Raw genomic sequence first — 22,655 nt, 5'->3', positions numbered from 1 at the left:
GCGTCATGGGAACGAAGAGACGCGGCATGATCCCGGGCTCGGGCGCCGCCGGAAAGGACATATGGCGCACCATCCGCCATGGGTGGAAGCGGTTCCTCGCGCTGCTCGTCATCACCGCATTGGGGGTGACCATGGCGACCGGTCTCAAGGCGGCGTGCGTGGACCTGCGTCGCAGTGCGGATGCGTTCTTCGACGCGCAGAACCTCCACGACATCGCCGTGGTCTCCACGCTGGGCCTCACCGACGCCGACCTCTCCGCTATGGGCGGCGTCGAGGGCGTGCACAGGGCGGCGGGCGGCTACTCGGAACAGGTCTCCATCGAGATGGACGGCGCAACATCGAAGGCGGACGTGTCGTCGCTTGACGGCTCGGGCATGAACATGCCATACGTCATCGACGGCCGTCTGCCCGTGGACGACAGCGAGGTGGCCGTCACGGCGCCGTATCTCAGGGACTCCGGCGCAGGAATCGGCGACACGGTGACGTTCGGCGACACGGTCGGTGCCCAGGACGGGGAAGGCACCGCGAAGGAGGGCTCCGGCGAGGTGTTCTCACGGCACGGCTATACGATCGTCGGCACGGTCATCGACCCCATGGACGTCAACAACGGCGAAGGGGCCACGGCGTTCCGTGACAACCCCTCCGACGCCGACTACGGTTTCTTCGTCACGACATCCGCGGTGGACGATTCCGCGCGAGGCATCTACACCGTCGCGTACCTCACCGTCGACGGGGCCCGTGACAAGCAGGCATACACGGACGGATACGACACGTCGGTGGACGCCGTGAAGACGCGGATCGCCGACATCCAGGCAGGTCGTGAGCGTGCCAGGACCAACGAGGTCAAGGCCGACATGAACGCCGAAATCGACAAGGAGGAGCGGTCGGCAACCCGGAAGCTCACGGAGTCACGAACGAGGCTGGACCGGGCACGAAGCGACCTCGATGGGCAGTGGGCGCAATTGCAGACCGGAATCATGCGGTTCGAACAGGCGAGCGGGGGAGTGACCGTGGAACAGGCGGTGGCCAATGGAGTAGGCGCCGCCGTCCAGCTGCAATCCGCGCGCAGCCGTCTCGATGCAGCCCGGGACACGCTGGACGCGCGATACGGAGAACTCGACAAGGCGGAAAAGGACGCGCAACGGAGAATCTCCGACGCCAGAGACAAGGTGGACGGCATCGCCGACGCGCAATGGCACGTCCGCGACCGCACCGCCATGGGAGGCTACGCCAGCATCGACAGCGACGCCGAATCCATCGAATCCATCGGCACGGCGTTCCCCGTGCTGTTCCTGCTCGTTGCCGTGCTGATCGGCCTCACCGCCATCGCCCGCATGGTGGAGGAGGAGCGTCTGCTGATCGGCACCTACAAGGCCCTCGGATACCGCCGGGGCGAGATCCTGCGCAAATACGTCGTCTACGCCGGTCTCGCATGCCTGCTTGGAGGACTGCTGGGCGACCTGCTCGGCTTCATCGCCCTGCCGAAGATCATCTTCACCATCTTCTCCACCATGTACCTGCTGCCGGTGTTCACCCTTCATTTCGACTGGCTGTATGGCATCGGGGCGGTGGCGTTGTTCGCTGCGGTGGTGGTCGGCGCCGCGGTGGCGGCCTGCAGGGGCGAACTGCGTCTTGCGCCGGCCGCGCTCATGCGCCCCAAGGCGCCGAAGGCGGGGAGAACGATCCTGCTGGAGCGCGTGCGGCCTGTGTGGCGCCGCATGTCGTTCCTCGGCAAGGTGACCGCACGCAACCTGTTCCGCTACAAGACCAGGGCTCTGATGACCATAGCCGGCATAGCCGGATGCACGATGCTGCTCATGTGCGGCTTCGCCATCAGGGATTCGGTCGTGGCGTTGTCCCCCGCCCAATACGGGGGAGTCACGGCCTACGACCTCATGGCCGTCACCTCGGACGACGACAATCCCGCGGCGTTCAAGAGCCTTCGGGACGATGCAGGGGTAAAGGACGCCATCGCCGTGCGCATCGACTCCGCCACGCTGGGAACCGACGCCCCGGACGACGGCGAGGAGGGCGTGCAGCTGGTCGTGATTCCCGACGGAACTAGCATCGCCGACTACATCCATCTGCGCGAGGCGCAGAGCGACTGGAGTGCGGCTATGGGAGGCGGAGCGGCGGTGAGGCCCGACGGCTCCGGCGTGGCGGTCACCAAGAACGCGCAGCAGATGCTGGGGATTGCGGTGGGGGACCCCGTGACCATCAGGGACTCCACGCTCCACGACGCCACGGCCACCGTGGATGCGGTGGTCGAGAACTATCTGGGCAATACGGTGTTCATGACACGGAGCCTGTATGAGCGGCTGTACGGCGACTATCACGCCAACGCCATGCTCGCCCATCTCGAAGGCGACGCCACGGAACGGATACGGTTCTGCGACGAGCTGGCGAAGGACGGCCGGTATCTGTCGGTCACATCCACCGATGCGCTGGTGCGCGACTTCTCCGGCAACTTCCGGCTCATCAACACCGTGGTGTACGTGCTGCTCGTCCTCGCCGGCGCGCTCGCCTTCGTGGTGCTGTTCACGCTGTCCACCACGAACATATCCGAACGCGAACGCGAGCTTGCCACCATCAAGGTGCTTGGATTCCGCCGTCGCGAGGTGCGGCATTACGTGAACAAGGAGATGCTCATCCTCACCGTCATCGGCGTGGCCGTGGGACTGCCTCTGGGGCGGCTCGCGGGGGAGGGGCTGACCATGGTGCTGCGCATGCCGGGGATATACTTCGCGGTGCACGTGCGCTGGCTCAGCTATGTGATCTCCGGCGCTCTGGCGCTGGCGTTCGCCGCGATGGTCATGCTAGTCACCAACCGGATGCTCGACCGCATCGACATGGTCGGCGCGCTGAAGAGCCCGGAATGAGACGCGTCGCGGCCGCGTGATGTTTCTCACAGGCGGCGATCATGCGTGTCATCATGCTTTGCGAGTACGCTGGAACCGGATAATGAACGACGCTGAAAGGATCGCATTATGGCAACGCTCACCGCTGAGATGAAGACCTTCATCGAGAACAACCTGGGTTGGATCGCCACCCAGAACGAGGACGGCACGCTCGACCTCGGCCCGAAGATGTCGCTGTTCGTGCTCGACGACAACCACATCGCCTACCACGAGCGCACCGCGGGGCAGGCTTACAAAAACCTGCAGGCCAACGGCAAGCTCGTCATCGCCTTCGCCAACCTGGCCGAGAAGAAGGGCTACCGCTTCCGCGGCAACGTGGTGCTGCACACCGACGACGCCATCTACGAGGAGCAGGTGAAGGTCGCCGAGGAGAAGGGCACCAAGAAGCCCGCCGCCATCCCGGTGCTTGAGATCACCGAGATCGAGGACCTGGCCTCCGGCCCCAACGCCGGCAAGACCATCGCCAAGGACTGATCGTCCGGTCCCATGTGACGGCTTGGCCCCCTCACGTCAGGGGGCCAAGCCCTTTTTCATTCGCCGGCGTTTCCGGATCGGATCACGATGCCGGGCCGGTCGCCCAATCATGCAGCCGTCGGGCCTCGCGGGAGCGGATGACGGTGAACCGCAGCCATGAATAGCCGTTCATCACGAACAGCGGCATGACCATGGACTCCACGCCGGTCCGAATTCGCCAGGGGAACGTTCTTCGCCGTACGTATTGGATGCGTGACCTGTGCGTGACCATGGTGACGAGATTCAGGCCGCGGGCCCCGGTGACGATGATCTGTCTTCCGGGACGCAGCTCATACCCCTCCGTGCGCCATCGCAGCCAACGTCCGGCGCAGGCGTACGCCCCGGCCGTCGCGGGCAGAAGCACCAGCCACATCAGCCACATCACATGGAACCATGGCTCGAACAGCGGATCGCCGTCAGGGAACGTGGCCTCGGACGGGGGAAGTCCTGCGGTCGATCCATGGACCGTCGCGGTCGCCATCACCGCCACGGCCACGGCGAGCATGGACGCAAGCGTGCACGCCACGGGCATGGCCAGCAGATACCGGCCCAGCCCCCGTGCGGTGCGTCGTACGGCCGGCTCATGCGGATCCCATTCGGGCAGCATGCCGCGAAGCGTGTCGTACAGTCTGCCGTCCGCGATGACGGGCAGGATATCGCCCCGGGTGCTGGTGTCGTCCCCGTCTCCTCCGGTGCCCGGGGTGGTGAGCCCGACCTGTACGGAACTCAGATGCAATGCGCGCCGCAGCACCGATTGCCGGATGATGATGGTCTGCACGCGGCTCACCGGAATGGTGACGGAGCGACGTGTCAGCAGGCCTCGGACGATGATGAGGTCGTCGCCGCGCCGCCATACTTCGAACCGGTGGTATTGCAGCAGCGATTTGACGACGCTGATGACGAGCATCGACGCCACCATGGCCGCCACTACCATGACCGCGGTCGGGACGCTGCCGGCGGCGAACCGGAAGACCGCGTATTCGGCCCTGTCGACCATGCCCTCGGGCAGCAGGTCGCGCAGATTCTGGGAGAAACCGTAGATGACGGCCAACGCGGCGAGGAACCCCAGATCGGTGAGTGCGAACAATACCGTGTCTCGGAACGAGGCGCGGAATACGAGGCGGCCGCCGTCATGGTCCGCTCCGACGGTCCCGTGCTCGGCGTCGACGGCGGGGGAGTGTCGCCCGAAGACGGCGTCGCCTCCCGGAACCTCCGTGCTTGCGGCCTGTTCACGGAGCCGTTCCAGCGTCTCGCCCAGCCGTGCCGGAACCGCGGCGAGCACGATGGCCGATCCGTCGGAGGTGCCTCCGGAGTCGATGGTGACGCCGACCAGGCCGAACGGGCGGAAGAACACCGGACTGCTGACTTTGATGGTATGGATGTGGTCATAGGGGATGGTGGTGACGACGGTGTTGAACACGCCGGTCCGCAGGGCGACGTCGTCGTCTCCGAGCCGATAGCGTTTGCGCATCCATGCCGCGATTCGCCACAGCACCGTCGCCGCCACGACGGACGCGATGAGTGTCCAGACGATTCTCCGCGGCGGATGCGTCCAGGCGACGATGACGAGCAGGGAGATCATCGTGCCGATCATGGAACGCACGCGTTCCGTGATGTCGATGACCAGCGACAACGGGTGGATGCGGTGCCAGGATCCGTCGACGCCCATGGGGTCATGCCCCGTGTTCCCGGATGTCATACGTCGTCCTTCGACGCGAGCACGCGGGCGCTGATCTGTTCGACGATCCCCGCCGCATCGGCGTTTTCCAATGCGGCGATCTCATGTTCGCCCACGGCGGTGTGGATTTCCACCGCGGTCAGGCCGAACCGTCGCAGTAGCGGCCCCTGCTTGGTCTCCACATGCTGCACGCGGTTGTAGGGGATGGTCGTCGTGTCGCGTAGCAGCCAGCCCTTGTGCAGCATCACGTCGTGTTTTCCGATGGAATAGCGGTTGAACGCGTATGAGTATGTCGTGCGCAGCGGCCGGGTGAGCAGGTCCAGCAGCAATGCCGCGGCCGCGATAGCCAATACCAGACAATGCCAGAACGTCCACCAGCCGGCGAATCGGCATATCACGGCCGCGGTCGCGCAGAGGGCGATGCCTCCGCCGTCCCTCGCCACTGCCCTGAGCAGCCACACCCGTTTCACGGCGGCCGGCAGACTGCTCCAGCGTCGTTCCGCGCCGCGTCCGTCATCGGGGGTCCCGCGCATCGAATCCTCCTTCGTCATGTCCAGCGTAACAGTCCGATGCGTCCGGCCCGGTATTCGGCCGCGGGCGCATCGTGCGCCGTTGGTAAGCTGGTCGCGACGCATACGACGGAGGAGTTTGCCATGGCGCAGCAGATCAAGGCCGTGTTCTTCGACATCGACGGCACGCTGACCAGTTTCACCACCCATGAGGTGCCGCAATCCACCAAAGACGCCATCGAGACGTTGAAGTCCAAGGGCGTCAGGGTGTTCATCGCCACGGGGCGCGCGCCCTCGCAGATGACGATCGTCACCAGACGGCTCGCCTCTTCCGTCAGGAGGGGCGGGCCGTTTTTCGTTTTTCGTCTCCGACGATGGGCGGGTTGATTCGACGGGTGAAGGCAAAATACAATGGAACCGGCAATTTCCGTATGACGCGTTAGGGAGGCTCCTATGGCAAAGGTCGGTATGAGCAACCTGCTGGAGGCGAACGGCCTTCGTCTGGGCTACACGGCGAGGACGGTGACGGTTACCGAACCCGCCACCGGATTCAAGATCGTGTTCAACAACGACGGCACTGTGAAAAGCAACACGTTCCCTGCCGAGTCGCTTCCCCTGGTGGAAGGATATTTCAAGCGTTCCTATCCGTTCGTGGAAGATGCGCGAGAAGTGGATCGCGAATATGCCTGAGATATGGTTTGAAGACGTCGCCGGGTATGAGTTCTACGTGACCAGCAACGACGGCGGGCACGGTGTGCATTTCCATATCAAACGGAATAATTCGTACCGGCTTGCCAAGTTCGTGCTGGCAGCGGATGGGGATGTTATTGTGGATTCGACCACGCTGGACGCCAAGACCACCAGGAAGATCCAGCTGTACATGCGCCGTAACTGGAACGGTTTCGTACAGGCGTGGCGCAGTTTCTTCGGCAACTGCCACTTCGACAAGTAATCGGCATTTTTTGTTTTCCGTCGTCGTGAGTATGGACGGTGTGGCCTGTCAGTTGGGCCGTCTCTGCTGGGGCGGGATTCGAAGGCCATGGCACAAGTCGCATATAATCAGGGATTATGGAGCTGCTTGACAATATCGGTCCAAAGAAGTTGGGCGAAGCATTGGGAAGGGCGTTGGATGTCAATGCAAAGCTGTCGGTGATTGCCTCATATTTCACGATTTTCGCATACGGGCGCATGCGTGATGAGCTGCAGGACGTGGAGGAGTTGCGGTTCATCTTCAGCGAGCCGACGTTCGTCAAACGCATGGCGGACGCGAAGGAGCCGAAGGAGTTCGAGCTGTTGCAGCGGTCGCGTGAGCGCGGCGTCGGCGGGGTGGGCTTGGAGCTTACGTTGCGCAACAACCTGAGCCAGCGTGCCTTGGCGCACGAGTGCGCGGAATGGCTGCGCTGGCATGCGCGGTTCAAGTCGGCGAAGTCGGCGAACCGTTTGCAGACCGGATCGGTGTATGTGGTGGAGGACGGGACACGCAACGTGGAGGCGTTCACGGGCATGAATGCGCCGTTTACGCTTGAGGGACTGGGGTATGAGCGTAAAGCCGGCGTGGTCTCGCCGATTTCTCATTTCGAGACCACGGGTGAAGCCCAGCCGCAATTGTCCATGTTCAACTCGTTGTGGGATACGCCGGGCCTGTTGGAGGACGTGACCGATCAGGTGATCGAGCAGGTGGAAACGCTGTACCGGGAGAACGCGCCCGAATACGTGTATTTCCTCACGCTGTTCCATGTGTTCCATGAGTTTCTGGAGGAGACCGAGGATGACCCGATCAAGCCGGGTCTGAACTTCAAGGACACGGTCGTGTGGAACCGTTTGTACGACTTCCAGAAGGACGGCGTGGTGGGCGCGATCCGCAAACTGGAGAAGTACAAGGGCTGCATCATAGCTGACAGCGTCGGCTTGGGCAAGACGTTCGAGGCGTTGGCGGTGATCAAATACTACGAGCTGCGTAACGACCGCGTGCTCGTGCTGGCGCCGAAGCGTCTGCGCGGCAACTGGACCATGTACCGTGGCAACGATACGCGCAACATCCTGGCGGCCGACAGGTTCAACTATGACGTGCTCAACCACACCGATCTGTCACGGCATCGGGGCATGAGCGGCGACATCGATCTAGAGACCCTGAACTGGGCGAACTACGATCTGGTCGTGATCGACGAGTCGCACAACTTCCGCAACCGTCCCACGGACACGACCACGGAATCCCGCTACTATCGTCTGATCAACGACATCGTGAAGGCAGGCGTGCGTACGAAGGTGCTGATGCTGTCGGCCACGCCGGTGAACAACCGGCTGCTGGATCTGCGCAACCAGCTGGACATCATCACCGAGGACGACGACGCGTACCTGGCCGAAACGGATGGCATCCCGAGCATCAACTACGTGACGAAGACCGCGCAACAGCGGTTCAAGGAGTGGAGCGAACTGCCCGACTCCGAGCGTACGACGCAATCGTTCGTGGAGTCCCTCAACGCCGACTATTTCAAGCTATTGGACATCTTCACGATCGCGCGAGGACGCAAGCACATCGCGAAATACTATGCATCGAACGGCGGCGACCGGTTCCCGGAACGGCTGAAGCCGATCTCGAAGCATCCCGGCATTGACGTGAAGGGTGAACTGCCGCCCATCGCGGACCTGAACGACCTAATCGCCGCATTGAGGTTCCCGCAGTACCAGCTTCTCGCCTACGTGCTGCCGAACAGGCAGGCGAAATACGTCGAACAGTACGGCGACTCGTGGGGCAAGAGCTTCCAGGCGCAGAAGGACCGTACGCAGGCGATCGCCGGACTGATGCGCGTGAACCTGCTCAAGCGCCTCGAAAGCAGCATCTCCAGTTTCCGGCTTTCTCTCGAGCGGATCCTCGACGGTGCGCACAAGTTGGACGCGCAGCTCGCGAAAGTCAAGTCAAGTGGCCTGTCCCGGTTCGACGACCAGGGTCTGTCGGACTCGTTCGACGAGGACGACGACGCCGAGGAGTTCCAGGCCGCCGGCAAGGTGCAGGTCGACCTGCGCGACGTGGACGCGGTCAAGGTGCGCGAGGAGCTGCGTGGGGACATCGAGCTGCTGGAGCGGCTGCTCGGCTACGCGCGTCTGGTCACGCCGGAACGGGACCAGAAGCTCGCGGAACTATGCGATTTCATGCAGACCAAGATCGAGACGACCCCGTACAACAAGGGCAACCGCAAGATCCTCGTGTTCAGCGCGTTCGCCGACACCGCACGCTACCTGTACGACACGCTGGCCACGGCCCTGAAAGCGGATTACGGGGTCGAAAGCGCCCTCGTCACGGGCGCCGGCGGCACGAAGTCCACGCTGAAACTTCCCCGCACCACGTTCGAGGACGTGCTCGCACACTTCTCGCCTCGGTCGAAGGAACTGCCGGAGGAACGCCGCAAGGACGGCGAAATCGACATCGTGTTCGCGACCGACTGCATCAGCGAAGGCCAGAACCTGCAGGACTGCGACTGCCTGGTCAACTACGACATCCACTGGAACCCGGTGCGCATCATCCAACGGTTCGGCCGCATCGACCGTCTCGGCTCGAAGAACACGCGTATCCAACTGGTCGACTTCTGGCCCGACATCGATCTGGACGAATACATCCGACTCGAGGGACGTGTGAAAAACAGGATGGTGCTGCTCGACTCATCGGCCACCGGCGACGAGAACGTGCTCGAAGGCAAACGCAACGACGAGATGAACGACCTGCAATACCGCAAACGTCAGCTCCAGCAGCTCCAGCAGCAGGTGTTGGACTTGGAGGATATCTCGGGCAACATCTCCATCACCGATTTCGCGTTGGACGATTTCCGCGTCGAGCTCAAACGCTACGTCGACGCCCATCCGGGCCTGCTCGACGAAGCGCCCACGGGACTGCACGCCGTCACCCGCATCCCCGACCAGCTGCACGGCGAGATTGAACCGGGCGTGATCTTCTGCCTCAAACAGAACGACGAGTCCAAGGGCTCCCACGAATCGAACCCCACGTTCCCGTACTGCATCATCTACGTGACCGACAAGGGCGAGACCAAGACCACGCACGCGCATCCCAAGACCGCACTCGACTACATGAGGGCCGTATGCGCCGGCAAAACCGAACCGATCAAAGAACTGTGCGACCGGTTCAACCGGCAGACCAACGACGGGCAGGACATGGGCCGCTACACCAAGCTGCTCGACGCGGCCGTCAAGCGCATAGGCGGCACGGAAGAGAAGAACGGCATCGATAGTCTGTTCGGGTTCGGTGAACCTGTTGGCACGGCCGAGAATCTTGGGTTTGACGACTATTCGCTCGTTTCGTTCGTCATTATGAGGTGAATCATTATGGCCGATACGTGGAACCGATACCTGCAGCTGCCCGAAATGACACTGCAAGGAGGCAAACGCATCCCGAAGACCGTGCTCACGGTTCGTGCGAAATTGTCTAAAAAGGAGCAGAAGGTTCTTGCCAATCTCAGGGAGCTGGGCAATTACGCAATGCTCGGCAAATCGAACACGGGCATCCTGCCGCACTGCGACGACACGTACGACATCCGCGCCGTCATCTACCTCGACTGCCTGCTTGGCTCATGGGACAGGACCAGCGAACTTGCGCTGATCCTGCACCGCGCGTTCGCCAACCCCACCGTGCTGCTCATGCGCACCGCAAGCCCGTTGGACGGGTGTGCGGTATCCGTCGCGACGAAACGCAAGAGCCTTGCCGAGACGGGTGCGTCCGTCGTGGAGAACGTGGACACCACGACCACACTCGACCCGGTGGACGGCTCCACGGCCGCGTTCTGGGACCTGTTCGCCTACGAACGGCTCCCGCAGACCGACCTGCTCGACTACGTGCACGGCATGCAGGACGCCATCCTATTCCACAACCTGCACCCCCGGCTTGGATTCACTCCCAAGCCCGGCCTCATCCACCGCGCGGAGATCCGCAGGGAACTTGTCCGGTTGAAACGGGTGGACACGGAGATCCGCGGCCTGGACGCCAGACGATACGACAAGGACACCTCGTTCGGCGAGTCCGCCGAACTGCGCGTGCTCGCATCCGGTAAAAAAGAAGAAGCGCAAACCATAGTGGACCACATCAAGGAGCTGTCCCATGAGTAAGGAACCAACGAAGCTGCCGCTCGAATCGGCCGACCTCGTCAAGGAGAACATCGGCAAACTCGAAGCCCTGTTCCCCGAAATCATGGAGGACAGGAAAATCGACTTCGACAAGCTGCGCGAGATCCTCGGCGGCGAAGTCGACGACTCGCCGGAACGCTATGCGTTCATCTGGCCCGGCAAACGCGATGCCATCCGCCAGTCCCAGACGTCATCCACCGCGACCCTGCGTCCGCAAAAGGACAAGAGCGTCGACTGGGATACCACGAAGAACCTCTACATCGAAGGCGACAACCTCGAAGTATTGAAGCTCCTCCAGCGCTCCTACCATGGCAAGGTTAAGATGATCTACATCGACCCGCCATACAACACCGGCAACGACTTCGTCTACAACGACAAGTTCGGCGACCCGATCGAGAACTACAAACGTCAGACCGGGCAGGAAAGCAAAGCCAACCCGGAAACCGACGGAAGGTTCCACTCCAACTGGTGCAGCATGATATACCCGCGACTCAGGCTTGCAAGGGAACTCCTCAGTGATGACGGAGTCATATTCGTCAGCATTGATGACCATGAAGTCGTTAACGGTCGGCTGGTTCTCAATGAGTTATTCGGAGAAAGAAACTTTATCGTCCAAATAATCTGGAAGAAACGAAGCACTCCCCCCAATGACCAGGTTATCGGTGCGGCGCATGAATATGCACTCGTCTATGCTAAGAATATGGATGCGGTGCGCCTTAATTTGCGTGAACGTTCGAAGGAGCAACTAGCCAAATACAAAAACCCTGATCATCATCCCAAAGGGCCTTGGACGGCTGGGGATTTGTCCGCAAACGTGAAAGGCGGACGTTATGTTGCCTCTCTGAATTATCCGATTACTAACCCTAATACTGGAGAGCAGCATTTCCCGCCAAACAACGGTAATTGGCGGTACAGCCGGGATACTGTAAACAAGATGCTGGCAAACAACGAAATCTACTTTGGCGCTGACGGCATGGGACGTCCCAAGGTAAAACGTTTTCTTAGCGAAGTAAAACAGGGAGTCACCTACACTTCGATTTGGGATTTTGTGCCATTCAATACTCAAGGTTCGGCAGAGATGAGCGAGTACATGGGTAATCTCACGATATTCGACAATCCAAAACCAGTCGATTACATCAAAGAAATGGTAAAACTGGGTGCGCAACAGGATTCTCTTATTCTTGACTTCTTCTCTGGCTCTGCTACGACCGCGCACGCGGTGATGAAATTAAATGCCGATGATGGCGGTCATCGACGTTTCATCATGGTGCAACTGCCAGAACAATGCGACGTTCAATCCGAAGCAGCTAAGGCCGGATATCATACGATTTGCGAAATTGGCGAGGAACGTATTCGCCGTGCCGGTCAGAAGATCAAAACCGAGGTTGACGAGTCAAACAAGCAGTTGGAACTTGGCGTGGAACCGAAGCCGGTGCCGGATATCGGGTTCCGCGTGCTGTCGTTAGATTCTTCCAATTTCGAGCAGATCGAGCAGCAGGCCGGTACTTTTGATCTGCGGGACAACACGGTCAAGGCCGGTCGTTCCGTCGATGACCTCGTGTTCGAGGTCATGCTCAAGTGGGGTCTTGATCTCTCGTTGCCGATCGAACCGTTGGTGTTGGACGGGTACCAGTGCTGGTCGGTGGCCAAGGGCGAGCTCATCTGCTGCATGGACAAGGGGCTGACTGTCCCCGTTCTGGAGGCCATCGCTGGAATGGAAGATCGTCCGCGTCGCGTGTTGCTGCGTGACAACGTCATCGACGATACGTTGAAGCTGAATGCGGAAGCTATCTTCGGCCGTGCTTCCGCCGACGGTGACGAGATCGAGTTGCGGACGGTGTGACATGGCATTGCAGTTCCAGTATTCCAGTGACCAGCAGTATCAGCTTGACGCCATCAACGCGGTAACCGACCTGTTTCAGGATCAGCAGTTCCGTATGTCGAGGTTCACGGCCGGTGAGACGGAACAGTGGATGGTCGATCGATGGCAATCAGCATCGGACGATACTGTCGGTATCGGTTTCGCGAACGATTTGCGTGTATCCGAACGCCGGCTGATGGATGGTTTGCATGCGGTGCAGGAGCGTAATTGCCTGCCTCGCACGCAGGTGCTGACGGACGGGCGTCTGCGTGATTTCACGGTCGAGATGGAGACCGGCACAGGCAAGACGTACGTGTATATCCGCACGATCTACGAGCTGCATCAACGCTACGGGCTGACGAAGTTCATCATCGTGGTGCCGTCCGTGGCAATCCGCGAGGGTGTGAAGAAATCCTTCGAGACGATGAAGGAACATTTCGACACCCTGTACGACGGTGCTCCGCTGGATTATTTCGTGTATGACTCGAACAACATGGGTCCGGTGGGCAATTTCGCGATGAGCTCGTCGATTCAGGTGATGATCATCAACATCGGCGCGTTCAACAAAGCGTTCGACAAGAACGGCGAGGACGACAAGTCAAACCTGTTCCACCGTAAGAGCGAGAAGCTGGCCGGTGGCCGTTCCCCGCAGGAGCTGGTCTCGGAATGTCATCCGATCGTGATCATCGACGAGCCTCAGAGCGTGGACAACACCGCGAAGGCGAAGAAGGCCATCCGCAGTCTGAACCCATTGTTCGTGCTGCGCTATTCGGCCACGCATAAAGAGGCGTACAACATGGTCTACCGGCTAACCCCGGTGGATGCGTTCCAAGAGCATCTGGTCAAGGGCATCTGCGTGGATTCAGTGCTTTCGCAGGCGAACCTGAACGGCTCGTACGTGCGATTGGACTCTGTAAGCCGCGACCCTTACCGGGCAAAGGTCACATTGGACGTCAAGCAGAAGGACGGCGGCCAGAAGCGCAAGAGCGTGCAGGTCAAGGTCGGTCAGGACTTGTACGAGCGCAGCGGCTACAACACGGACTACAAGGCCGGTTGGATCGTGAGCAACATCGACACGGCAGAAGGCATGGAGTCGATCGAGTTCCAGAACGGCGACTATCTGGAACTGGGCGAGGCGAAGGGCGACGTATCCGAGACGCTGGTCAAGCGCGCGCAGATCCGCCGCACGATCGAGGACCATCTTGAATCCCAGTTGGAGATGCACGCGCGTGGCGTAAAGGTGCTGTCCCTGTTCTTCATCGACAAGGTCGGCAAATATCGCGAATACCAGGACGACGGCACCACCGCGGACGGCGAGTACGCGTGCATGTTCGACGAGGAGTACCGTGACCTCGTGAACAGCACGAAATGGGAGCGTCGCTACGAGAAAGCGGGGATCCCGCTCATCGACGACCCCATGCGTGTGCGCACCGCATACTTCTCCGAGGATCGCAAGAGACGGTTCAAGGACACGAGAGGCAACACAGCCGCCGACACGGACACGTTCCAGTTGATCATGCGCAAAAAGGAGACGCTGATCTCCTTCCCTGACGGCAAGGACCCAGAGAAGGACTACTCGTTCATCTTCAGCCATTCCGCGTTGAAGGAGGGCTGGGACAATCCGAACGTGTTCCAGATCTGTACGCTCGTGGAGACCAAGGATACGATGACCAAACGGCAGAAGATCGGCCGAGGACTGCGCCTGTGCGTCGACCAGACCGGCCGCCGCTGCTTTGAGCCGGAGGCGAACACGCTGACCGTAATCGCGAACGAATCCTACAACGATTTCGCCAACGGCCTGCAATCCGAGTTCGAGCAGTCCGGGTTCCGGTTCGGCGTACTCACGCCCGAATCGTTCACCAGCCTGCATCTGCTTGACGATGAAGGCAAACAGACCGAGGCGCTGTTCGGCTTCGACAACTCCAAGGCCGTGTACGACCATCTCGCGTCAACGGGCCTCATCACAGGCAAGGGCGAGATCACGGAGACGCTGAAGACCGCGGTGGAGGAGGATACGCTCGACCTGCCCGACGAGTTCGAACCGATGCGCGATCAGATCGAGCAAGTCATCGCACACAAGGCCGAAAAGCTCCAGATCAAGGACAAAAGCGAAGAGGTCGAGGTACAGCTCAACTCGGATGCAGTGCAGAGCGACGCCTTCCGCGAACTGTGGAAGCGTATCCGCCCCCGCACCAAATTCGAGCTGAACGTGGACAGCGACCAGCTCGTGGAGAAGTCGATCGAATACATCGGGGAGATGGAGAAGATCCGCCCTGTGGAAATCCACAGCTACCGTTCCACGCTCGACATCGATGACGCCGGCGTCACGGCCGGCGACGCCCACATGTCCATGGTCGACATGGCCCAAGGACTGCACTACGATCTGCCCGACCCGATTCGCGAGCTGCAGGACGTAGTCGGTCTGACCCGCAAGACGCTGAAGCGCATACTCGAAGAATGTGGCAGACTCGACGAATTCACCATCGACCCAGTCACATTCATCACACAGGTAGCCGCGTGCATCCAGAAGGCAAAGCGCGTCGTACTGCCCAAGGGCATCACGTACACGAAACTGCCCGAGGACGAATGGTACAAAGTCAACGTGCTCTCCCCGCACGGGATGAAGGGCTATCTCAAGCAGAACGCGTTCCCGCCAAGCCATGTGGACAAGTGGCTGTATGACTATGTGGTCTATGATTCGACGACCATCGAGCGCCCCTACGCACAACAACTCGACCGCGCCGACGACGTACTGTTCTGCGCGAAACTGCCCGACAGCTTCGTGATCGACACCCCGTTCGGCTCATACAACCCCGACTGGGCGTACGTCGAGGAGAAAAGCGGCAAGCAGAAGGTCTACTTCGTCATCGAAACCAAAGGCGGCAAGAACGGCATCGCCGCGACCCGGCCCGAGGAACGCTCCAAGATTGACTGCGCCGAAGTCCACTTCGCCGAGCTCGCCAAGGATCATCCCGACCTCGAATACGACGTCCGCACCCAATACGACAAGGTGATGCAATGAGCGGAAATACAATAAATAAAGAGAATCTTCTTTCAGAAGATCAAATCAACATTACATGGCATATCGAGGAAGGAATTAAGACAACAAAAGTTAACGATATACCTCAATTTTTGACTGCCATTGAGTCAGCAGATAGGGATTTCACAGAACAGTTCACGGAGGAGATAAGGAAAATCCGGATGAAATACCCTTCACAACTCTCTATCAGCACCGCCCTACGGCATCCCAAGCAACACAGGAAGAGCATATGGTTTCGCGGCCACAGCAACCCTGAATATAAATTGGAACCATCAATATACCGTACCTTATATAAAGGTACTTTGAATTTCAAATACCAGGAAGAAGAGGGAATCTTAGAAAGATTCAAGGAAAACGCTTTACGATTGGAAGACAATCGTCTTCCAGCCGATGCCAGCGTCATAGATTGGCTTGCATTAGGCCAACATTACGGTCTCAAAACACGACTTCTAGATTTTTCCATCAATCCTCTTGCAGCCTTGGCTTTTGCTGCAGACGGCAAAAGCGGAAACTCCGAATATGTTGCAGTTTACTCATTTGACGCCGCCGCATACATGGTCCACTTCTATCCAGAATTTCTCATTGATCACAGTACAGAAAATTCCATAGACAATCTAGTACCAAGAACCTTTTCAGACGATGGAGTAGCTTTCCTAGCTGACAAGAAGCCGTTTCTTGATATTGAACCAACAGACAAATTCCAGCCTATCCCCGTACAGGTTCTTCCAATGAACAGACGATTAGTTGCTCAGTCTGGAACTTTCCTTATGTGGAGAAATGATGACAGGAGTATTGAAAGAATGGAGGAAACACTTCCATTCTTCAGGCGTATATTAATACATTATGGGGCATCCTGGGAGTCTCGAATCGGAATTCATTTAGACCGGTTTGGTTTTACAATGTCCTCGTTGTATGCTGATCTTTCACAAGCAGCACATGGATTGAATCGAATTTATCCGATTTTAGAGCAGTCATCCAAGAGGAAGGAATGACTCACCTTCCTATGCATCAATCGATGATCAGATAAAACCCATTATCGCTATTGCTTGTACACGGCGAATTGTTATTATCCGGACATCGGCTTGTTCTCGTCAAATATGTTCGGGGGTCCCGCGCATCGAATCCTCCTTCGTCATGTCCAGCGTAACAGTCCGATGCGTTCCGGCCCGGTATTCGGCCGCGGTCGCATCGTGCGCCGTTGGTAAGCTGGTCGCGACGCATACGACGGAGGAGTTTGCCATGGCGCAGCAGATCAAGGCCGTGTTCTTCGACATCGACGGCACGCTGACCAGTTTCACCACCCATGAGGTGCCGCAATCCACCAAAGACGCCATCGAGACGTTGAAGTCCAAGGGCGTCAGGGTGTTCATCGCCACGGGGCGCGCGCCCTCGCAGATGACGATCGTCACCAGACGGCTCGGCATCGAATTCGACGGCTACGTGACCATGACCGGGCAGTACTGCTTCGACCGCAACGGCTTCCTCAAGACCCATGACATCGGCAAGGGGGACCTGCGCATCTTCCTCGATTATCTGGCCGCCCATCCGGATGTGGGCGCGAATTTCGCGGAGGAGGACTATGTCTACTTCAACCGGATCACGCCGAAGATCCGGGACCAATACGCCGGTCTCGGCTCCACGGCGCCGTCGCTGGTCGTCGACGACGTCCGCCGCGTGCTCGACCACCCCACCTTCCAGTTCTCCGCATTCGTCGGCGAGGACGAGGAGCGGAGAATCGTCGGCATGCTGCCCGGCTGTCGCTCGGTGCGCTGGCATCCCTCGTTCTGCGACTTCATACCCGCCGACGGCGGCAAGCCCGCGGGAATCAAGGCGTTCATGGGCCTCTACGGATTCTCCCGGGAGGAGACCATGGCGTTCGGCGACGGCGGCAACGACGCCGACATGCTCGCCTACGCCGGCATCGGCGTGGCCATGGGGTCCGGCGGCGACAAGGCGAAGGCCGCCGCCGACTACGTCACCGCCGCGGTGGACGACGACGGCGTCATCAAGGCGCTACGTCATTTCGGCGTGCTCTAGGCGGGCCGGCCCTTAATGCCGGCAGGCCTCGATGTTGTTGCCCTCGGGGTCGTGCGCGAACGCCGCATAATACGTCGGACCGTAGTTCGGACGCGGGCCCGGGGCGCCGTTGTCGGTGCCGCCGGCGGCCAATGCGGCGGCATGGAACGCCGCTATCGCATCCTCGTCGCCGGTGAACGCCACGTGCATCGGTTGCACGTCGCCATCCGTGCGACTCACCCACACGCTGGATCCGTCTTCGGACACGAACTGCACGGCACCGGGGAACTCCACGCCCTTCGCATAGCCGAGAGGTGCGAGCGCGGCCTCGTAGAACGCCGCCTCCCTGTCAAAATCCTTGACCTTGATGGTCAGATGGTCGATCATGATGGCTCTCCTTCGTCGTCGATGGAACACTCACGTCTCATTGTAGGAGCGAAACGCGTGACGGAATCGTCACTACGGCGGCATAATGGTCAAGTCGGACCGGCCATGATAGGGCCGGCCATGATAGGACGGGCAATGACGGGAAAGGCGGGCATGATGCGCAAGGCGACGACGGACGCGCGACCGATACTGCGGTCGAAGATATTCCTATACGTCACGGAGTTCTTCTCCGGCATGGCGGTCATGTCGGCCGAACTCGGCACATCCCGGCTGCTCGCCCCGTATTTCTCCAGCTCGCAGATCGTGTGGACCATCATCATCGGCACCATCATGATCGCCTTGGCGCTGGGCGCCGTGTTCGGCGGTCGATGGGCCGACCGCAACCCCGACCCGGACCGCCTGTATCTGCGCATCCTCGCCGCCGCCGTATGGATATCGCTGATCCCGTTGGTCGGCAAGTACGTCATCCTGCTGGTCTCGGGACTGCTCATCGTCACCGTGTCGACGAACTTCCTCGTCATCGCCGCGTTCGTCAGCTGCATGGTCGTCTTCGTGCCGCCCCTGTTCCTGCTCGGCACCGTCACCCCCGGGCTCAACAAGTTCGCCACCGACTCGCTCGACGACAACGCGTCCGTCGTGGGCCGTCTTTCCGCCTGCAACACCGTCGGGTCCATCCTCGGCACGTTCCTGCCCACGTTCGTCACCATCCCCGCCGCCGGTACGTTCGTGACGTTCCTCATCTTCTCCGGACTGCTGCTGCTTCTGCCGCTGGCGTATTTCGTCGCCGCAAGGACCCGACTCGTCGTATCCGCCGTCTCCGTCGTCGTGTTCGTCGGCACGGCCATCGTCTCGCCGCTCACCGGATTCGCGTTCTGGGAGAACAGGGCCACGCTCGCCTACGAGGGCGAGTCCATCTACAACTACCTGCAGGTCAAGAACCTCTCCGACCGGACGATACTCTCCACCAACGTGCTGTTCGGCGTGCAGTCCGTCGCCATGAAGAGCGACGGACTAACCGGCATGTACTACGACACCGCGCTCGCGGCGCCGTCCCTCGCCGACCATGCCGATTCCGCGCTGATCCTGGGCATGGGCACCGGCACATACGCCCGTCAGCTCAGACGATACTATCCGGGGATGCGCATACAGGGCGTGGAGCTCGACGGGAAGATCACCCGGCTGGCGGGGGAGTACTTCGACGAGCCCTCCGACATCCCCGTCAGCACCTACGACGGCCGCGCATGGCTCGCGGCCACCCATGGACGATACGACGTCATCATGGTCGACGCGTACCAGGACATCACCATCCCGTTCCAGATGAGCTCCACCGAATTCTTCACGATGGTCAAGGAGCATCTCAACCCCGGCGGCGTGATGGTCGTCAACATGAACATGATCTCCGACGGCGAGGGCTCCATCAACGAGGCGCTGCAGGCGACCATAGCCTCCGTGTTCAAGGAGGGCAACGTGATCACCGCCGACGTGCCGGGCACCACCAACCGTGAGCTGTTCGCCAAGACCATCGGCGACGACAGGTCGTTCCGCGGCACGAGCTCCCTGTCCAAGGATTCCAAGGCCGCGGCGCTGCGCGCCATGACCGTGATGAACACGCACGATACCGAACTGGCCATGTTCATGACCGACGTGGCCCACAGGTTCAGGCAGGTGCCCGAACCCGCCTCCGGCAGCGGGCTTATCCTCACCGACGACAAGGCGCCCGTCGAGGTGCTCGGTATGAGGGCCATCGACCAGCTCATCGCGCAGGAGGCGGGACCGTACCGCAAGCTGCTCAGGGAGCAGGGCATCCCCGGATTGCTCAAGGCGGTGCGATGACTCGACACGCCGGTTGCGCATCGGAAAAACCGTGGTAATATCTTCAAGGCTTGAGTAATCAAGAAAGTGGAGAAATCCCACCTGGAAGCCTCTCATGGCCTCGGGTCCAAGGCCTACAGCCTGATTGCGGCGATTCGATCGGATACGAATGCGTCCGCATATGATTGACGCTTGTTCCATGAGTCCGGTGATATGCCGTGCATGAGCCGAACGGGCGCGCCATATACGACGGCTGTGGTTTCGGACGCAGATGGAATTTCGCCGGGCAATAGGGATTGGAGTCATCATTAGCGCCGAACCACGTATCAACGAAGAGATTCGCGTACCGCAAGTACGCCTGATCGGCCCGAAGGGCGAGCAGGTGGGCGTCATCGCAACCTCGGTCGCGCTGAATCTGGCGCGTGAGGCCAACCTCGACCTCGTCGAGGTGGCGCCGAACGCCAAGCCGCCGGTGGCCAAGCTTATTGACTACGGCAAGTACAAGTACAACGAGAAGATCAAGGCGCGTGAGGCCCGTCGCAACCAAAGCACGGCCGAGATCAAGGAGATTCGTTTCCGCCTGAAGATCGACGACCATGACTTCGGAGTCAAGAAGGGCCACGTGGAGCGGTTCCTCTCCGGCGGCGACAAGGTGAAGGTCACCATCATGCTGCGCGGCCGTGAGCAGTCCCGCCCCATCGGCGGCGTCGAGCTGCTGCGTCGTCTGGCCGACGAGGTCTCCGAAGTGGGCACCATCGAGTCCCAGCCGCGCCAGGATGGCCGCAACATCATCATGGTGCTGGCCCCGAAGGGCAAGAAGGTCCACACCCAGTCCGAGCAGCGTCGACGTGGCGCCTCCGCCCGCGCCGAGCGTCAGGCCCGTCAGGCCGCACGTCTGGCGGCCAAGAAGGAGGCCCAGGCCGAGGCCGCGGCCGCGGCCGGCGCCGAACTGAAGAACTCTTCCTCGAAGAACACCACTCACAAGGAGGGCAGCAATGCCGAAGATGAAAAGTAACTCCGCTGCATCCAAGCGCGTCCGCGTCACCGGCACGGGCAAGCTGATGCACGCTGGCAGCTCCATGCGCCACAACCTCGAGCACAAGTCGGCTCGCGTCCGTCGCGCCCTGAAGGCCGACAAGGTCCTCGCCAAGACCCAGACCGCGAACCTGAAGAACATGCTCAACCACTGATCAGTGGATTGCACGCATAGAAGACGTATTAGAAAGCTGAGGAAATAACATATGGCACGTGTAAAGCGCGCAGTAAACGCCCACAAGAAGCGCCGCGTCGTTCTCGAAAGGGCCTCGGGCTACCGTGGCCAGCGTTCCCGCCTGTACCGCAAGGCCAAGGAACAGCTGCTGCACTCCTTCAACTACAACTTCCGCGACCGCAAGGCGCGCAAGGGTGACTTCCGCAAGCTGTGGATCCAGCGCATCAACGCCGCCGTCCGCGCCGAAGGCATCACCTACAACCGCTTCATCCAGGGCCTGCGTCTGGCCGACATCGACCTGGACCGCCGCGCCCTCGCCGAGATCGCCGTCTCCGACCCCGACACGTTCAAGACGATCGTGGAGGCCGCCAAGGCCGCCCTCCCCGAGGACGTGAACGCCCCGGTCGAGGCCTGATCCCGCAGGTGCGAATCAGCATCGCGATAAACCCCGCAGCATCGTTCTGCGGGGTTTTCCATATCATCCATACACACCGATATTCATGCACGACGTGGGGGCGATCCCGGTGACCGAATTGGAAGGACTCGTCGAACGGTTCCTCGCGCACATCGACGTGGAACGGGGGCTGGCGAAGTCGACCATAGCCGCATACCGTTCCGATCTCACGCGCTATACGGCGTGGCTCGCCTCACGCGGCATCGACTCTCCGGACGGCATCGACAGACGGGACGTCGAGGATTTCATCGCATCGCTCGCCGGCGAAAGCGCCCGGAGCCGTGCGCGCCGCCTCGCCGCGGTGCATGAGCTGCACCGGTTCATCGTCGCCGAAGGCAAGGCCCCTGCCGACGTCTCCGAAGACGTCAAGGCGCCGAAAAGCCCTGGAACCCTGCCGGATGTGCTCACCATCGACGAAGTGGCCTCCCTGCTCGACGCCGCCTGCCCGCAGGGGTCCGACGACCCGGTCGGGGTGCGTGACAGGGCGCTGCTCGAATTCATGTACGCCACCGGATGCCGCGTCTCCGAGGCCGTGGGCGCGGACCTGTCCGACATCGACCTCGAATCGCATGTGGCCAGACTCATGGGCAAGGGGTCGAAGCAGCGGCTCGTGCCCGTGGGCTCCTACGCATGTGCCGCCATGCGCGACTATCTGGCCGGCGCACGAACCGATCTGATGGGCCGGTCGAAGACCAATCCGGAGATGAGGGCCATATTCCTCAACAAGCGCGGGCGTCGTCTCTCCCGGCAGTCCGTATGGGACATCGTCCGCCTCGCCGGGCGACGGGCCGGCATAACCAAACCCCTGCACCCCCATACGCTGAGGCACTCCTTCGCCACTCATCTGATCCAAGGGGGCGCCGACGTGCGCAGCGTGCAGGAGCTGCTCGGCCACGCCTCCGTCACCACCACGCAGATCTATACGCATGTCAGCCCGCAGACCCTCATGGAGACCTACGCCGCCTCGCATCCGCGCGCCCGGTGACATGTCCGCGCGTCGGACGTCCGGGACGGTTCGCCGCATGGACTCCGCGGCCTCCCCGGAAACACCGAGGTGCCTCATTTGAAAGTGAGCGCGTAATCCGGAGTGGTGCCTCACTTGGGGTGAGCGCGAAATCCTAGTCCTT

At 60.7% G+C, this 22,655-nt stretch carries 18 protein-coding genes and 1 pseudogene; 16 read left to right on the top strand and 3 right to left on the bottom strand.

From position 1 onward, the window contains the following. The first annotated feature begins 5 nt into the window (after positions 1-5). Both DF200_RS05370 and DF200_RS05365 read left to right on the top strand, forming a co-directional pair. Complete coding sequence (locus DF200_RS05370) at positions 6-2,879, top strand: FtsX-like permease family protein (protein WP_206603417.1); 2,874 nt, start codon at positions 6-8, stop codon at positions 2,877-2,879. A gap of 108 nt (positions 2,880-2,987) precedes the next feature. After that, entirely contained in the window at positions 2,988-3,392 is a 405-nt protein-coding gene (locus DF200_RS05365; protein ID WP_109137259.1) for a pyridoxamine 5'-phosphate oxidase family protein, read from the top strand. 82 nt (positions 3,393-3,474) lie between these two features. Here the strand turns inward: DF200_RS05365 and DF200_RS05360 are convergent, their stop codons facing one another. Beyond that, a complete protein-coding gene (locus tag DF200_RS05360; RefSeq protein WP_109137258.1) occupies positions 3,475-5,130 on the bottom strand; it encodes a PH domain-containing protein in 1,656 nt (551 codons plus the stop codon). After that, the gene (locus tag DF200_RS05355) at positions 5,127-5,660 is read right to left on the bottom strand and encodes a PH domain-containing protein (RefSeq protein WP_158275786.1); all 534 of its coding nucleotides are present in this window, start codon (positions 5,658-5,660) and stop codon (positions 5,127-5,129) included. Before DF200_RS05355 ends, DF200_RS05360 begins: the two co-directional genes overlap by 4 nt. A 102-nt stretch (positions 5,661-5,762) precedes the next feature. Between DF200_RS05355 and DF200_RS05350 the strand changes: the two are divergent. From DF200_RS05350 to DF200_RS05310, 9 genes and pseudogenes are all read left to right on the top strand, one after another. Further along, positions 5,763-5,930, top strand: a pseudogene (locus DF200_RS05350) (HAD hydrolase family protein); the annotation flags it as partial. A 141-nt stretch (positions 5,931-6,071) separates the two neighbouring features. Next, positions 6,072-6,308 carry a hypothetical protein gene (locus tag DF200_RS05345; protein ID WP_146192019.1) on the top strand — a complete coding sequence of 79 codons (237 nt, stop codon included), beginning with the start codon at positions 6,072-6,074 and terminating at the stop codon, positions 6,306-6,308. Next, on the top strand, positions 6,301-6,570 hold the full coding sequence (locus DF200_RS05340) for a DUF4160 domain-containing protein (RefSeq protein WP_158275785.1): 270 nt from the start codon (positions 6,301-6,303) through the stop codon (positions 6,568-6,570). The genes DF200_RS05345 and DF200_RS05340 overlap by 8 nt, the downstream gene beginning before the upstream one ends. 236 nt (positions 6,571-6,806) lie before the next feature. Then, complete coding sequence (locus DF200_RS05335; protein ID WP_206603416.1) at positions 6,807-9,947, top strand: helicase-related protein; 3,141 nt, start codon at positions 6,807-6,809, stop codon at positions 9,945-9,947. Between the two features lie 6 nt (positions 9,948-9,953). Further along, entirely contained in the window at positions 9,954-10,730 is a 777-nt protein-coding gene (locus DF200_RS05330; protein WP_109137252.1) for a DUF4391 domain-containing protein, read from the top strand. Then, a complete protein-coding gene (locus tag DF200_RS05325; protein ID WP_109137251.1) occupies positions 10,723-12,591 on the top strand; it encodes a site-specific DNA-methyltransferase in 1,869 nt (622 codons plus the stop codon). The genes DF200_RS05330 and DF200_RS05325 overlap by 8 nt, the downstream gene beginning before the upstream one ends. Before the next feature lies 1 nt (position 12,592). After that, a complete protein-coding gene (locus DF200_RS05320) occupies positions 12,593-15,631 on the top strand; it encodes a restriction endonuclease (protein WP_109137250.1) in 3,039 nt (1,012 codons plus the stop codon). Next, positions 15,628-16,641 (top strand): FRG domain-containing protein, encoded by a 1,014-nt coding sequence (locus DF200_RS05315; protein ID WP_109137249.1) that lies wholly within the window; start codon positions 15,628-15,630, stop codon positions 16,639-16,641. Before DF200_RS05320 ends, DF200_RS05315 begins: the two co-directional genes overlap by 4 nt. A 247-nt stretch (positions 16,642-16,888) precedes the next feature. After that, positions 16,889-17,686, top strand: a complete 798-nt coding sequence (locus tag DF200_RS05310; protein WP_109137248.1) for a Cof-type HAD-IIB family hydrolase — start codon at positions 16,889-16,891, stop codon at positions 17,684-17,686. A 12-nt stretch (positions 17,687-17,698) separates the two neighbouring features. Here the strand turns inward: DF200_RS05310 and DF200_RS05305 are convergent, their stop codons facing one another. Continuing rightward, positions 17,699-18,052: a VOC family protein gene (locus DF200_RS05305; RefSeq protein WP_109137247.1), complete on the bottom strand. Its 354-nt coding sequence runs from the start codon at positions 18,050-18,052 to the stop codon at positions 17,699-17,701. A gap of 135 nt (positions 18,053-18,187) precedes the next feature. Here DF200_RS05305 and DF200_RS05300 point away from each other — a divergent pair, with 135 nt between their 5' ends. From DF200_RS05300 to xerD, 5 genes are all read left to right on the top strand, one after another. Beyond that, on the top strand, positions 18,188-19,885 hold the full coding sequence (locus DF200_RS05300; RefSeq protein ID WP_241520139.1) for a fused MFS/spermidine synthase: 1,698 nt from the start codon (positions 18,188-18,190) through the stop codon (positions 19,883-19,885). A 250-nt stretch (positions 19,886-20,135) separates the two neighbouring features. Further along, positions 20,136-20,879 carry a translation initiation factor IF-3 gene (gene infC / locus DF200_RS05295; RefSeq protein WP_109137246.1) on the top strand — a complete coding sequence of 248 codons (744 nt, stop codon included), beginning with the start codon at positions 20,136-20,138 and terminating at the stop codon, positions 20,877-20,879. Further along, positions 20,860-21,054: a 50S ribosomal protein L35 gene (gene rpmI / locus DF200_RS05290; protein WP_109137245.1), complete on the top strand. Its 195-nt coding sequence runs from the start codon at positions 20,860-20,862 to the stop codon at positions 21,052-21,054. The genes infC and rpmI overlap by 20 nt, the downstream gene beginning before the upstream one ends. 51 nt (positions 21,055-21,105) lie before the next feature. Further along, a complete protein-coding gene (gene rplT, locus DF200_RS05285; protein WP_109137244.1) occupies positions 21,106-21,489 on the top strand; it encodes a 50S ribosomal protein L20 in 384 nt (127 codons plus the stop codon). Positions 21,490-21,574: 85 nt separating this feature from the next. Next, positions 21,575-22,513, top strand: coding sequence for a site-specific tyrosine recombinase XerD (xerD, locus tag DF200_RS05280; RefSeq protein ID WP_109137243.1), 939 nt, complete (start codon positions 21,575-21,577; stop codon positions 22,511-22,513). Positions 22,514-22,655 lie beyond the last annotated feature (142 nt).

Origin of the sequence: Bifidobacterium catulorum, assembly GCF_003129925.1 — a bacterium.
Classification (GTDB): Bacteria; Actinomycetota; Actinomycetes; order Actinomycetales; family Bifidobacteriaceae; genus Galliscardovia; species Galliscardovia catulorum.
This window is presented reverse-complemented; position numbering and strand designations above follow the sequence as displayed.